Raw genomic sequence first — 1,176 nt, forward strand, 5'->3', positions numbered from 1 at the left:
AATGAGGACGGTGAGTATATTTACGTCAATCAGGCCTACGCAGACATCTACGGATATGACCCCGACAAGATGGAGGGGAAACACTGGGAACTGATCTACCCCGACAGCGACACAGCGATGGTGCGGGACGTTATTTTGCCGACTGTCGCCGAAGACGGCTACTGGAGCGGGGAGACAACTGGACTCCGAGCCGACGGAACGACCTTCGTTGAGGATCACACCGTTGCTCAGACGGAGACCAGTGAGCTAGTCTGTTCGGTACGGGATCGCTCTGTGGAACAGGAACAGGAGATGGCACTCACTCAATTTCGAACACTCGTCGAGACTCTCAACGACCCGGTCTACGTACTTGATGAAACAGGACAGTTCGAATACGTGAACGACGCGTTCATCGAAATGGTTGGGTACGAGCGTGAGAGAATTATTGGAGCGTCACCAACACTAATTAAGTCATCGGAGGTGGTCGACCGCTCGGAAAGTCACCTCGGGAGGCTTCTTTCGTCGAACGGTCCCGACAGCGTACAGTTCGAGATTGAGGTCCAGCCCGCCAAAGGGGAGCCAATCCCCTGTGAGGATCACATGGGCGTCTTACCCTACGAAGGGGAGTCTTTCGAGGGGTCAGTTGGGATTTTGCGTGATATCAGTGAGCGTAAAAAGCGCAAAGAAGAGCTTGAGCAGACAAATACTGTCCTTCGAACAATTGTCGAAAATCTACCGATGGGCGTACTCGTTGAAGACGCTGAACGTGACGTACTCATGGCAAACGACCAGTTGGGCGAAACACTTGGTGTCCCGATCGACAGTGAGGAAGTAATCGGACGCGACTGCGCCACAGCAGCTGAAGAATTCAAATCCCGATTCACCGACCCAGAGGCGTTCATCGAGGCGATTTCCGAGCGACTCGAACAGCGGGAGCTGGTTCAAAACGAGGAACTCCAACTCACAGATGGTCGCGTGTTGGAACGTGATTACGTGCCCTACACCCTGTCCGAAGGTGAAGCGAACATATGGTTATATCGTGATGTCACGGCACGCAAGCAGCAACGTCAAGAACTTGAGCAGGCCAACGAGTTCCTTTCACAGACCCAAACCGTCGCAGATGTCGGTGGCTGGGAGCTTGACCGCCGAACTGAGTCACTCCGGTGGACCGATGAAGTCTCAGTCGATCACATCGAC

1 protein-coding gene is annotated in these 1,176 nt (G+C 53.8%); it reads left to right on the forward strand.

Going from position 1 to position 1,176, the window contains the following annotated elements; genetic code table 11:
- Positions 1-1,176, forward strand: a 1,176-nt coding sequence (locus Z052_RS06990; RefSeq protein ID WP_144050009.1) for a PAS domain S-box protein, incomplete at both ends; no start/stop codon positions are given.

This window comes from Halorubrum sp. C191, from assembly GCF_002727095.1.
Taxonomy (GTDB): domain Archaea; phylum Halobacteriota; class Halobacteria; order Halobacteriales; family Haloferacaceae; genus Halorubrum; species Halorubrum ezzemoulense.